Here is a 12,879-nt window from a genome sequence, read left to right on the forward strand (position 1 = left end):
CTGTTGTCGAGGAACTCGCATAATTTATGAAGCCGATTTTTAGCAGGGGGCCTTCCCTGCAACTGCGACTTTTTTTGGCGGTGATCGCGGCCATTGGCCTGATCGTTGCCGACAGCCGGCTCGGCACGTTCGTGAAGATACGTAACTACATGGACACCGCAGTCAGCCCTTTCTATTTTCTGGCCAACGGGCCGCGTAAAGTTTTGGACAGCGTGTCAGAAACGCTGGCCACCCGCCAACAGCTGGAGCTGGAAAACCGCGCTCTGCGGCAGGAACTGCTGCTGAAAAACAGCGATATTCTTCTTCTTGGCCAATTCAAGCAGGAAAACGCCCGCTTGCGCGAGCTGCTGGGTTCCCCGCTGCGCCAGGACGAACACAAGATGGTCACCCAGGTCATCTCCACCGGTTCCGATCCCTACAGCGATCAGGTCGTTATCGATAAAGGGTCGGACAACGGCGTCTATGAAGGCCAGCCGGTGATCAGCGACAAGGGCGTGGTTGGCCAGGTGGTGGCGGTGGCGAAGATGACCAGCCGCGTGCTGCTGATCTGCGATGCTTCTCACGCGCTGCCGATTCAGGTGCTGCGCAACGATATTCGGGTGATTGCCGCAGGCAGCGGCTGCGCCGACGATCTGCAGCTGGAACACCTGCCGAACAATACCGATATCCGCGTTGGCGACGTGCTGGTGACCTCTGGCCTCGGCGGCCGTTTCCCGGAAGGGTATCCGGTGGCGGTGGTCTCCTCGGTCAAGGTCGACAACCAGCGCGCTTACACCGTGATTCAGGCGCGGCCGACCGCCGGTCTGCAGCGCTTGCGCTACCTGCTGCTGCTGTGGGGCGCCGATCGCAACGGCGACATGCCGTTGCCGCCGGACGAAGTGCACCGCGTGGCCAATGAGCGCCTGATGCAGATGATGCCGCAGGTGCTGCCGCCTGCCGGTTCGGTCGGGCCGCAGCTGCCGGCTCCGGCTACCGGCGTGGCGCCGCAACCCGCCGGCGCTACGCCATCTGCTCAGCCTGCCGCGGCGGGAGTGGTGCAATGAACAGCTACCGCAGCCATGGGCGCTGGATCATCTGGCTGTCGTTCCTGGTGGCGTTGGTGCTGCAAATCATGCCGTGGCCGGAACAGCTCTACATGTTCCGCCCTTCCTGGCTGGTGCTGATCCTGATCTACTGGGTGATGGCCTTGCCGCACCGGGTTAACGTCGGCACCGGCTTCGTGCTGGGGTTGATCATGGATCTGATCCTCGGCTCCACGCTGGGCGTGCGTGCGCTGGCGCTGGGCCTTATCGCCTACCTGGTGGCATTCAAATTCCAACTGTTCCGCAATATGGCGCTGTGGCAACAGGCGCTGATCGTCGTGCTGCTGTCGCTGTCGATGGACGTGGTGGTGTTCTGGGCTGAGTTTTTAGTGATCAACGTCTCTTTCCGCCCAGAGGTATTCTGGAGTAGTGTGGTAAACGGCATTTTGTGGCCGTGGTTATTCCTGTTGATGCGCAAAATCCGCCGTCAGTTCGCCGTACAGTAAGGGTATCTCAATGACTTCGCTTTATCTGGCCTCCGGCTCCCCACGTCGACGTGAACTGTTGACCCTGTTGGGCGTGTCGTTCGACATTCTGCTGACGCATACCGAAGAGCAGCGCCGGGAAGGCGAAGCCGCCGAAGCCTATGTGCGCCGCCTGGCGCAGGACAAGGCCAAGGCGGGCGTGGCGCTGGCGCAGGAAGATCGGCCGGTGCTGGGCGCCGACACCATCGTGGTGCTCAACGGCCGGGTGCTGGAGAAGCCGCGCGACGAAGCCCATGCGGCGGACATGCTGGCGGCTCTGTCGGGCAAACAGCATCAGGTGATGACGGCGGTGGCGATCGCCGATCGCCACGACGTGCGCTGCCAGCTGGTGGTGACCGACGTGACGTTCCGCAGCCTGTCACAACAGGATATCCGCGACTATATTGCTACGGGCGAACCGATGGATAAAGCGGGCGCCTATGGAATTCAAGGAAAGGGTGGTTGTTTCGTCAGAACGATAACCGGGAGTTATCACGCGGTGGTCGGTCTGCCGCTGGTCGAAACACATGAGCTGCTCAGTAATTTTGTCGCATTACGTGATGTAAGAACCGGTTGATGGGCGCTGCCATTATCGACCGGCTCTGAGGAGAAGGCATGACAGCTGAGCTACTGGTTAATATCACACCGTCTGAAACGCGGGTCGCCTATATCGATGGCGGCATTCTGCAAGAGATCCATATCGAACGCGAATCCAAACGCGGCATCGTCGGCAATATCTATAAAGGGCGCGTCAGCCGCGTCCTGCCGGGGATGCAGGCGGCGTTCGTCGACATCGGCCTGGACAAGGCCGCCTTCCTGCACGCCTCCGACATCATGCCGCATACCGAATGCGTCGCCGGCGACGAGCGGAAAAACTTCCACGTGCGCGACATCGCCGAGCTGGTGCGCCAGGGGCAAGACCTGATGGTACAGGTGGTGAAAGATCCGCTCGGCACCAAGGGCGCGCGCCTGACCACCGACATCACGCTGCCTTCGCGCTATCTGGTCTTCATGCCAGGTGCGGCGCACGTCGGCGTATCGCAGCGTATTGAAAGCGAAGCTGAGCGCGAGCGCCTGAAAGCCATCGTGGCGCCGCACTGCGACGAGCTGGGCGGCTTTATCATCCGCACCGCGGCGGAAGGCATCGGCGAGGAAGAGCTGGCGCAGGACGCTGCGTTCCTCAAACGCCTGTGGACCAAGGTCATGGAGCGCAAGAAGCGCAACCAGACTAAATACAAGCTGTACGGCGAGCTGGCGCTGGCGCAGCGCATCTTGCGCGATTTCGCCGGCGCGGCGCTGGATCGCATCCGCGTCGATTCGCGGCTGACGCACGATCTGCTGGTGGAGTTTACCGGCGAGTACATCCCGGACATTACCCACAAGCTCGAGCTCTATACCGGCAGCCAGCCGATTTTCGATCTGTACGATGTGGAAAACGAGATCCAGCGCGCGCTGGAGCGCAAGGTGGAGCTGAAGTCCGGCGGCTATCTGATCATCGATCAGACCGAGGCGATGACCACCGTCGATATCAACACCGGTGCCTTCGTCGGCCACCGCAACCTCGACGAAACCATCTTCAATACCAACATCGAGGCGACACAGGCCATCGCGCGCCAGCTGCGGCTGCGCAACCTGGGCGGCATCATCATCATCGACTTTATCGATATGAACAACGAAGAGCATCGTCGCCGGGTGCTGCACTCGCTGGAGCAGGCGTTGAGTAAAGATCGGGTAAAAACCACGATCAACGGCTTCTCTCAGCTAGGCTTAGTTGAAATGACGCGTAAACGAACGCGTGAAAGCATTGAACATGTGCTCTGTCACGATTGTCCTACTTGCAATGGGCGCGGCACCGTGAAAACGGTGGAAACCGTGTGCTACGAGATCCTGCGCGAGATTGTGCGCGTGCACCATGCTTACGATTCCGATCGCTTCCTGGTGTACGCTTCGGCGGCGGTCGGCGAAGCGCTGAAGAGCGAAGAGTCGCATGCGCTGGCCGAAGTGGAGATCTTCGTCGGCAAACAGGTGAAGGTGCAGATCGAACCGTTGTACAGTCAGGAGCAGTTCGACGTCGTCATGATGTAGCCCGTCCGACATCGGTAGGGGCCCGCACGCCGGGCCCGTCAGTGCATAGATATTCCCGTTGCCAGGCAGCGGATCAAGGAGAACTGCGTGAGGCGACTGCCTGGGATTCTGTTAGCAACAGGCGCCACCCTAATTGTGATTGTGGCGCTGCTGATCAGCGGGCTGCGCCTGATGCTGCCGAAGCTGAACGACTACCGTCCCCAACTGCTGGCGCAGGTGGAGAAGCTGTCCGGTGTGCCTGTGCGAATGGACTTCGTGCAGGGCAGTTGGGAAACGTTCGGCCCACAGCTTGAAGTGCGTAACCTGAGCGTTACGCTGCCCAAAAGCGATGTGCATATCGAACGCGTGACGCTGGCGCTGGACGTGTGGCAATCTCTGCTGCACTGGCGCTGGCAGTTCCGCGATCTGACCTTCTATCAATTCCGCCTCGATCTGAACGCCACGCTGGGCGGCGACCGGCAGGGCGACGGCCTTGAGCCGGGCAAAATCAGCGATCTGATGCTGCGCCAGCTCGATCACTTCGATTTGCGCGACAGCCGTATCTCGTTCCTGACGCCCGCCGGCGCGCGCGCCGAATTCGACATTCCTCAGCTGACCTGGCTCAACGGCCGCGATCGCCACCGCGCCGAGGGGCAGATCAGCCTGTCGACGCTGAACGGCCAACACGGCGTGGTGCAGCTGCGCATGGACCTGCGCGATAATCAGGGCTTGCTGGACACCGGCACGGTCTATCTGCAGGCCGATAACATCGACATGAAGCCCTGGTTTACCCGCTGGCTGCGCGCCAACACCGGGCTGGAAAGCGCCGACTTCAGCCTGGCGGCCTGGCTGCAGGTGCAAAACGGTGAGATCGCCGGCGGCCATGCGTTGCTCAAGCAGGGGGCAGCTAACTGGAATACCGGCGCCGCGCAGCACCGGCTGGACGTCGACAATCTCGCGCTGTCGCTGCGCCGCCAGGGCACCGGCTGGCAGCTCGACGTGCCGCAGTTGCGGTTGAGCACCGACGGCCAGGCTTGGCCGCAGGGCGTGCTTTCCGCGCTGTGGCTGCCGGAAAACACCGAATTCATGGGGCCGGCGCAGAATGAAGAGCTGCGGGTGCGCGCGACTAACCTTCAGCTGGAGCGTCTGTCGGCGCTGCTGCCGACCTTCTCGTTCCTCAGTCCGGACGTGCTCGATCGCTGGAACGATCTGCAGCCGCAGGGGCAGGTGGAAGCGCTGGCGCTGGACATCCCGCTCAAGCAGCCGGAAAAGAGCCGTTTCCAGGCGCTGTGGCGCGATGTCAGCTGGCAACGTTGGGAACTGCTGCCGGGCGTCAACCACTTCTCCGGCGCGTTGAGCGGTGGGGTGGAGAACGGCCGCCTGACGCTGGGGCTGGCAGGCAGCACCCTGCCTTACGGCGACATGTTCCGCGCCCCGCTTGAAATCAGCAGCGCGCGTGGCGCGCTGACCTGGCGTTACAACGATCAAGGCTGGGAGTTGGCGAGCCAGGGGCTGGACGTCAAGGCGAAGTCGCTGTGGGTCAACGGCGATTTCCGCTATCAGCAGCCGGCCAAGGGCGATCCGTGGCTGAATATCCTGGCGGGCATCCGCCTGTATGACGGCGCCGACGCCTGGCGCTATTTCCCGGAACCGCTGATGGGCAAGCATCTGGTGGACTACCTGAGCGGCGCCATTCAGGGCGGCCAGGTGGATAACGCCACGCTGATTTATTCCGGCGATCCGCAGCACTTCCCGTACCGTAAAAACGAAGGGCAGTTCGAAGTCTTCGTACCGCTGCGCCACGCCACCTTCCAGTTCCAACCGGGCTGGCCGGCGCTGACCGATTTGGCGATCGATCTCGATTTCGCCAACGAGGGGCTGTGGATGCATGCGCCGCAAACCCGGTTGGGCAAGGTGGCGGGTAAAAATATCAGCGCGGTGATCCCGGATTATCTGAAAGAGCGGTTGCTGATCGATGCTGAAGTCGCGGGAGCGGGCAGCGACGTGCATGACTACTTCATGCAGACGCCGTTGCACGATTCGCTGGGGGCGGCGCTGGATCAGCTGCAAATTGGCGGTGATGTCAGTGGGCGCTTACATCTCGATATCCCCTTGGACGGCGAGCTGGTCAAAGCCACCGGTGAAGTGGCGCTGAACAACAACTCATTGCTGATTAAGCCGCTGGATAGCGAGTTGCAGAAGCTCAGCGGCAAATTCCGCTTCGATAACGGCAATCTGGAGAGCGACACCCTGTCGGCCAACTGGTTCGGGCAACCGGTGGCGGTGAACTTCACCACGCAGGAGGGCGATCGCGACTATAAGGTCAATGTCGGCCTGAAGGGCGATTGGCAGCCGGGCAAGTTCCCCGGCCTGCCGAAAGAGGCCGCCGATGCGCTCAGCGGCAGTGCGCCCTGGCAGAGCCAGGTGGCCATCACGCTGCCGCATCAGGGCTCGGCCAGCTACGATATCGGCATCGACGCGGATTTGAAGAAAGTGAGCAGTCACTTACCTTCGCCGCTGGACAAAACGCCGGGCGAGGCGTTGCCGGTGAACGTCAAGGTTAAAGGCGGTCTTAACGGCTTCATGTTGACCGGCAGCGCGGGCAAGCAAAACCGCTTCAACAGCGAATGGCGCTTCGACAAAAAACAGGTGAACCTGGCGCGTGCCGCCTGGCAAACCAACGGTGGCGGCACGCCGCCGCTGCCGGCAGGCAAGTCGATGACGCTTAACCTGCCGGCGCTGGACGGCGAGCAGTGGCTGGCGCTGTTGGCACCGGCGCTGAAACAGGGCGGCGGCAGCGGTCAGGTGGGCGGTTTCAGCTTCCCCACCACCGTGGCGCTGACCACGCCGCAGCTGCTGTTGGGCGGCCAGGCCTGGCATAAGCTGACGCTGTCGGCCGAGAAACAGCTTGGCGCTACCCTCGTGAGCGCCAAGAGCGACGAAGTGGACGGCAGCCTGCGGGTGGCCGATCGTGGGCCGTGGCGCGCCGATATCAACTACCTGTATTACAACCCGCAGTTCGCCGAAACGAAAAACGCGGCGGGCACGCCGCCGCCGTCGACCGAGAAAGTTTCCTTCCGCGACTGGCCTTCGCTGATGCTGCGCTGCAAGTCGTGCTGGATGCTGGGGCAGAACCTCGGCAGGGTCGAGGCGGATCTGACCAATCGGGGCGATACCCTGACGCTGGATCACGGCCTGGTCGACACCGGCAAAGGGCGCATGAGCGCCACCGGCCTGTGGAAACAAAATGCGCAGGAAGAGCGCAGCTCGCTGAAAGGCAAGCTGCTCGGCGGCAAGATCGACGAAACCGCCGCCTTCTTCGGCATCACCATTCCGCTCAAGGGCGCGCCTTACGATGTGGATTTCGATCTGTACTGGCATGGCACGCCGTGGCAGCCACGGGTCGATACGCTGAGCGGCGCGCTGCAGGTCAAGATGGGCAAGGGCGAGATCGACAGCATGGGTGGCGGCCGCGCCGGTCAGCTGCTGCGACTGGTCAGCTTCGACGCCTTGCTGCGCAAGCTGCAGTTCGATTTCAGCGATACCTTTGGCAAAGGCTTCTACTTTGATTCCATCCGCAGTACCGCCTGGCTGAAAGATGGCATAATGCATACTGATAATCTATTGATCGACGGCCTGGCGGCGGATATCGCTATGAACGGCCAGATCGATCTGGCGCGCCGCCGCATCGATATGGAGGCGGTGGTGGCGCCGGCGATTTCGGCGACCGTCGGCGTGGCCACGGCGTTTGTCGTCAACCCGATCGTCGGCGCGGCGGTATTTGCCGCCTCGCAGGTGCTGGGGCCGCTGTGGAGCAAGATTTCGCTGATTCGCTACCATATCGGCGGCGATCTCGACCAGCCGAAGATCAATGAGGTACTTCGTAAGGCAAAGGAGGATAAGGCGTCATGAGGAATGCTAACGTTGCGTTGTTGCAGTTGTGCAGTGGCGATCAGGTGCGCGATAACCTGGCCCAGATTGAACAGCAGATCAAGCAGCTCAATGCCGGGGTAAAACTGGTCATGACGCCGGAGAACGCGCTGCTGTTCGCCAACTCCGCGGCCTACCGCCAACAGGCGGAAAAACAGGGCGATGGCCCGCTGCAGAATGCGGTGCGCGAATTGGCGCGTCGCTATGGCGTGTGGTTGTTGGTGGGCTCGATGCCCTTGATCAGCCGCGAAAACCCGGAGCTTATCACTACCAGCAGCCTGTTGTTCGACGAGCAGGGCGAGATCCGCGCCCGCTACGACAAGCTGCACATGTTCGATGTGGACATCAACGATGCGCACGGCCATTACCGCGAGTCGGATACCTACCAGCACGGGCAGCACCTCACGGTGGTGGATACGCCGGTCGGGCGTTTGGGCATGACCCTATGCTACGATCTGCGCTTCCCCGCGCTGTTCCAGGCGCTGCGGGCGCAGGGCGCCGAATTGATTTCGGTGCCGGCGGCCTTTACCCGGGTGACCGGCGAGGCGCATTGGGAAATCCTGCTGCGCGCCCGGGCGATCGAAAACCAGTGCATAATCCTGGCGCCGGCGCAGGTGGGGCGCCACGGGCAGACCCGCCGTACCTGGGGCCACACGCTGGCTGTCGACGGCTGGGGCAAGGTGTTGGCCGAGAACGCGGACGCCGTGGCGGCACTGAAGGTGCGCGTGGACACCGCCAGCCTGCAGCCCTTGCGGCAACAGATGCCGGTATTGCAGCACAACCGATTCCAGACGTCGCTGACGGCGCCGTCTGACACGTTATCCTCCAATCAAGAGTGAAACCATTATGAGCCTGACGTTTGTCAGTGAGCAGTTACTCGCTACCAACAAGCTGAGTCATCAAGACCTGTACTCGGTACTGGGTCAACTGGCAGAACGCCGTATCGACTACGCCGATCTCTATTTCCAGTCCAGCTATCACGAAGCCTGGGTGATTGAGGACGGCATCATCAAGGATGGCTCTTACAATATCGACCAAGGCGTCGGCGTGCGCGCCGTCAGCGGCGAGAAGACCGGCTTCGCCTATGCCGATCAGATCACCCTGAATGCGCTGCAGCAGAGCGCCCAGGCGGCGCGCAGCATCGTGCGCGAGCAGGGCAACGGACGGGCTCACACTCTGGGCGAGATAGGTTACCGGGCGCTGTACCCGCTGCTCGATCCGCTGCAAAGCCTGCCGCGCGAAGAGAAAATCGCGTTGCTGCACCGCGTCGACAAGGTGGCGCGCGCCGCCGATGCGCGGGTGCAGGAAGTGAACGCCAGCATCACCGGCGTTTACGAGCAGGTGTTGGTGGCTGCCACCGACGGCACGCTGGCGGCGGACGTTCGCCCGCTGGTGCGCCTTTCCGTCAGCGTGCTGGTGGAGCAGGATGGCAAGCGTGAGCGCGGCTCCAGCGGCGGCGGCGGCCGTTTCGGCTATGACTATTTCCTGGAAGCTGTCGACGGCGAGGTGCGCGCCGATGTTTATGCCCAAGAAGCGGTGCGTATGGCGCTGGTCAATCTCGGTGCAGTAGCGGCACCGGCCGGCAATATGCCGGTGGTGCTGGGGGCCGGCTGGCCGGGCGTACTGCTGCACGAGGCGGTGGGCCATGGCCTGGAAGGCGACTTCAACCGTCGCGGCACCTCGGTGTTCAGCGGCCATATGGGCGAACTGGTGGCTTCCGAGCTGTGCACCGTGGTGGATGACGGTACCCTGCAGGGGCGCCGCGGTTCGCTGGCGATCGACGACGAAGGCGTGCCGGGCCAGTACAACGTGCTGATCGAAAACGGCGTGCTGAAAGGCTACATGCAGGACAAGCTCAACGCGCGGCTGATGGGCGTCGCGCCGACCGGCAACGGCCGCCGCGAGTCCTATGCGCATCTGCCGATGCCGCGCATGACCAATACCTACATGCTGGCGGGCCAATCGACGCCGGAAGAGATCATCGCCAGCGTCGAGTACGGCCTGTACGCGCCGAACTTTGGCGGCGGCCAGGTGGACATCACCTCCGGCAAGTTCGTGTTCTCCACCACCGAAGCCTACCTGATCGAGAAAGGGCGTATCACCAAGCCGGTGAAAGGGGCGACGCTGATCGGCTCCGGCATCGAGGCGATGCAGCAAATCTCGATGGTCGGCAACGATCTGGCGCTCGATAAAGGCGTGGGTGTGTGCGGCAAGGAAGGCCAGAGCGTGCCGGTGGGCGTCGGCCAGCCGACGCTGAAACTGGATACGCTCACCGTCGGCGGCACGGCGTAATCTTTCCTCAAGGGGCCATGCACTGGCTCCTTCATCCCTTCCCCCTGTTGCGGCTGGCCGCATTCGTAACGCTAAGCGCGGCAGGACGCCGCAGTCCTACAGGCGTGCCTGCACCCAGTGATGGAATGAAATTGACGTGGCGAAAAAACAGAGCAATACGATGATGGCGCGCTTGGCTTTATCCGCCCAGCGTTGGCTGCTGTTGCTGGGGGTTCTTTCCCTGACGGGCTGCGCCCGTTCCGATGCGCTGTGGGGCGTGGTCGATAAGCTCTGCATGGCCAACTATCAGCAAAAGCGCGATCCGGCGCCGTGTGAACAGATTTATATGCCGCAGGGAAAAGCACAGGGCTTCAGCGTGCTGCAGAACCCGAGTTATCCCTATCACTTCATCCTGGTGCCGACGGCGCCGCTCTCCGGCATTGAAAGCCCGCAGCTGCTGGCTGGGGAACGGACGGATTATTTTGGCTATGCGTGGCTGATGCGTTACCGGTTGGCCGCCGAGTATGGCGGGCCGGTGCCGGATGATATGTTGGGTATGGCGATCAACTCCGCTTACGGCCGCAGCCAGAACCAATTGCACATTCACCTGACCTGCCTGCGCGAAGATGTACGGCGCCAATTGCAGGCAGAACGCCCTTATATACAGAAACAATGGCGCCCCTTGCCGGATAAGCTGTTGCGCCACACCTACTATGCCCGCCGCGTGATGCAGCCGACCGCCATGGGCATTTACCCGATTAAGGATCTGGCGGATTATTTCCATCTGTCGCCGCAGCAGCTGGCGGAATATGGCGTGGCGTTAGTGCCCACCACGTTTGCCGGCCAACGGGGGTTTATCTTGCTGGCCTCGAAGCGCGGCTGGGACGTCGGCAACCGCGCCTCGGTAGAATCGCTGCTGGATAAAGAATGCGCGATTTTGCCACGTTGATCTCTGTGTTCTTCCCTATCTGAACCGCATATCCCGCGAAAACAGGAAAGCGGCTTCCCGCTGGCGAGCGTCGGCTTCCGCCTGAGCGCCCTGATAACGCAATATCGTGATCAGCGTGGCGTAGACGTTGGCGTCGATACGGCGCTGCAGATAGGCATCGGCCCACTGCCGATAGCCGGTCAACAGGGCATCATCACGCGTCTGGTTATAGACCAGCAGCGAATGAGATTGCTCGTCGAAGGTTTTGCGCTCCCGATAGATCCAGGCGGCCGGCGCCGGCATCTGCTCGATGCTGTCGATGGTAGCCAGCATGGTGCGTTCCGATTGGGTGAGCGCCATGCGCCCTTGCCAGGCAAAGACCGCCATCACCAACACGCCGACCGCCGCCGTCGCCACCGGCAGGCTCAGGGCTTTGGCGAACGACAGCGGGCGGGGCGCGCCGGTTTGGCCGTCCAGCAGCGCCAGCAGCAGCAGAAACGCCAGCCAATGCGGCGCAGACAGATAGAAAGGGTATTCCAGCTGAGTGTGCACCAGCATTGGCAGCAGCACCAGAAACAGCCCGACGCGCGCACCGGCCGGCTGCTCGCGATCCCGTTGCCAGGCGCGTTTCAACAGCAGCGCGCCGGCGATGAAGACGAGAACGATACCCGCCAGCGCCGGCAGGCCGCCCTCAACCCACCATAGCAGGATTTCATTGTGCGGATGCCCGGCGACTTCCAGCACTTCTCGCCAGGGCATTGCCTGCAGACGGAAGTGCGCGAAACTGTATTCAAAGCCGCCGTAGCCCCAGCCCAGCAGCGGTTTGGCCAGGATCATGCTCAGAGTATCTTGCAGCATTGTCAGACGTGAATAATTAGAGCCTTCGCGTGCGATAAGCTCCTGCTGGCCAGTGAACAGCCCCATCAGGCCAAGCGCCACGCCCAACAGCAGCGCGCCGCCGGCCCAGCGGCTTGCGGCCGGGCTCTGGTGGGCAAAGCGCCACAGCAGCAGCGCCGCCGCCAGGGCGCCACCCAGCCAGGCGGCGCGCGACTGGATCAGCACCAGCAGGGCGGAGAAAGCGGTCAGCAAAACGAGCAGCGGGAGCTGCCGCCGCGTCGGCGTAGAGAGAGGGGCAAGCAGCAGCCAGAGCGCCAAAGCCAGCCCGGTGGCGATAAAGCTGCCCAGTACGTTCGGTTGCTGGAAGACGCCGTAGACCCGGCTGCCGTTAGGAGATACCCACGCTAGCGTGGGGGCGAACAGCTGTAGCGCCGCCAGCAACGCCTGAACGCTGACGGCGAACAGCAGGCCGTACAGCAACAGGTTGCGCTGCCGGGCTGTCAGGCGCAGCTGCAGGCAGGCGACATAGAACAGCCAGCCACCGAGCAGACCGGCGCAGCGCCACAGGGCGTCTTCACGCCACTCGGGGCGGGTATACAGCAGCGGCAGCGCCAGCACGGCGATGCCGAGCAGCAACAGGCGTGCGGTGGGGGTCAGCGAAAGACGAGCACGGCCAAGGCAAACGGTGAACGTCACGATCAGCGTGGTGAGCGCCATGATGCTCCAGGCCAGAATGTTTTGCGGCAGCGCCAGGCCGTCGCCGCCCATATTGGGGTAATAAACCGGCAGGATCACCGCCATCCAGATCAGCAGTAAGGTCAGCACGGCGATAGCCGGCGCCTTGGCGAGGGTTTTATCGGTCATGGTTAACCTGCCATGTCTCGATATCGTTCAGTGAATGCATGTTATGAGAAATCCCTATCCTTATCCTGGTGTTTAAATTCGCTGAAGCTTCATTGCCATAAAATGTTTTATGGGAATTGAAAAGACTTCATATCGAAGCGATAAATAATTTTTCCCTGTGAGTACGGGACGGCTTATATAAAAATGGGCGCCGTATTCAGTTACCTGCGCAACGGGTGTTTTCTTTGTTTGAAAAAGCAGGGTTGTCATTTTCTCAAATTCATATCGGCCCAGTCAATTTTTAATCTTTTGTTTTATTTGTGCATATAAATCAATATGTTAATTTTGTTTTGTGCATAATGGAACGCCGTGTGTACGACAACGACCACTTGGGCCGGCAGGCGAGGTAGCCAATGAGGTTAGCATTTTTTTGTTAAATCGTTGTTGCCAATGACAGTCC

The 12,879-nt window shown here is 61.6% G+C and carries 9 protein-coding genes; 8 read left to right on the plus strand and 1 reads right to left on the minus strand.

Annotation, left to right across the window (positions count from 1 at the left end):
* Positions 1 to 26: 26 nt before the first annotated feature.
* From mreC to FHU12_RS24780, 8 genes are all read left to right on the plus strand, one after another.
* Entirely contained in the window at positions 27 to 1,043 is a 1,017-nt protein-coding gene (mreC, locus tag FHU12_RS24745; RefSeq protein ID WP_141972340.1) for a rod shape-determining protein MreC, read from the plus strand.
* Complete coding sequence (mreD, locus tag FHU12_RS24750) at positions 1,040 to 1,528, plus strand: rod shape-determining protein MreD (protein WP_141972342.1); 489 nt, start codon at positions 1,040 to 1,042, stop codon at positions 1,526 to 1,528. The genes mreC and mreD overlap by 4 nt, the downstream gene beginning before the upstream one ends.
* 10 nt (positions 1,529 to 1,538) lie before the next feature.
* Positions 1,539 to 2,123: a Maf family protein gene (locus FHU12_RS24755; protein ID WP_004936921.1), complete on the plus strand. Its 585-nt coding sequence runs from the start codon at positions 1,539 to 1,541 to the stop codon at positions 2,121 to 2,123.
* Positions 2,124 to 2,161: 38 nt separating this feature from the next.
* Complete coding sequence (gene rng, locus FHU12_RS24760; protein WP_141972344.1) at positions 2,162 to 3,631, plus strand: ribonuclease G; 1,470 nt, start codon at positions 2,162 to 2,164, stop codon at positions 3,629 to 3,631.
* Positions 3,632 to 3,718: 87 nt separating this feature from the next.
* Complete coding sequence (yhdP, locus tag FHU12_RS24765; RefSeq protein ID WP_141972346.1) at positions 3,719 to 7,522, plus strand: AsmA2 domain-containing protein YhdP; 3,804 nt, start codon at positions 3,719 to 3,721, stop codon at positions 7,520 to 7,522.
* The gene (gene nit1, locus FHU12_RS24770) at positions 7,519 to 8,379 is read left to right on the plus strand and encodes a deaminated glutathione amidase (RefSeq protein WP_141972348.1); all 861 of its coding nucleotides are present in this window, start codon (positions 7,519 to 7,521) and stop codon (positions 8,377 to 8,379) included. The genes yhdP and nit1 overlap by 4 nt, the downstream gene beginning before the upstream one ends.
* 7 nt (positions 8,380 to 8,386) lie before the next feature.
* Positions 8,387 to 9,832, plus strand: coding sequence for a metalloprotease TldD (gene tldD, locus FHU12_RS24775; protein ID WP_141972350.1), 1,446 nt, complete (start codon positions 8,387 to 8,389; stop codon positions 9,830 to 9,832).
* A 163-nt stretch (positions 9,833 to 9,995) separates the two neighbouring features.
* The gene (locus FHU12_RS24780) at positions 9,996 to 10,760 is read left to right on the plus strand and encodes a CDP-diacylglycerol pyrophosphatase (protein WP_141973083.1); all 765 of its coding nucleotides are present in this window, start codon (positions 9,996 to 9,998) and stop codon (positions 10,758 to 10,760) included.
* Positions 10,761 to 10,775: 15 nt separating this feature from the next.
* On the opposite strand, the gene FHU12_RS24785 is transcribed toward FHU12_RS24780, so the two are convergent.
* Positions 10,776 to 12,440: a PglL family O-oligosaccharyltransferase gene (locus FHU12_RS24785; protein WP_141972352.1), complete on the minus strand. Its 1,665-nt coding sequence runs from the start codon at positions 12,438 to 12,440 to the stop codon at positions 10,776 to 10,778.
* Between the last annotated feature and the right edge of the window lie 439 nt (positions 12,441 to 12,879).

Origin of the sequence: Serratia marcescens (assembly GCF_006715005.1) — a bacterium.
GTDB lineage: Bacteria > Pseudomonadota > Gammaproteobacteria > Enterobacterales > Enterobacteriaceae > Serratia > Serratia montpellierensis.